Raw genomic sequence first — 546 nt, 5'->3', positions numbered from 1 at the left:
ACTGCCTGCATCCCAAGACCAACCTGTGTCAGGCGATCCGGACGACGCAGGGGCAGGGACTGATGCCCGACGGCACGTCCCGGTTCTCGACTTTGGATGGTGACCCGATCCTGCACTACATGGGCTGCTCGACCTTCTCGAACCACACGGTTCTGCCTGAGATTGCGCTGGCCAAAGTGCGCGAGGACGCGCCGTTCGACAAGATCTGCTATATCGGCTGCGGCGTGACCACCGGTATCGGAGCTGTCATCAACACCGCCAAGGTCGAAATCGGTAGCCGCGCGATCGTGTTTGGTCTGGGTGGTATCGGTCTGAACGTCATTCAGGGCCTGCGTCTGGCCGGGGCGGATCAGATCGTTGGTGTCGATCTGAACCCCGCCAAGGTCGAGATGGCCACCAAGTTCGGCATGACCGATTTCGTGAATCCCAAAGAGGTCGAGGGCGATCTGGTCCCCTATCTGGTCGATCTGACCAAGGGCGGCGCGGATTACACCTTTGACGCCACCGGCAATGTGGGCGTGATGCGCGACGCGCTGGAATCGGCGC

At 61.4% G+C, this 546-nt stretch carries 1 protein-coding gene; it reads left to right on the top strand.

What is annotated here, in order from left to right; all coding sequences use genetic code 11:
• A partial coding sequence (locus ACR0KM_RS21000; protein WP_480865575.1) for a zinc-binding dehydrogenase occupies positions 1–546 on the top strand: 546 nt, incomplete at both ends.

This window comes from Ruegeria sp. G10, assembly GCF_056533645.1.
Note: the sequence above shows the minus strand (reverse complement) of the source record. Positions and strands in the feature narration are given on the sequence as shown.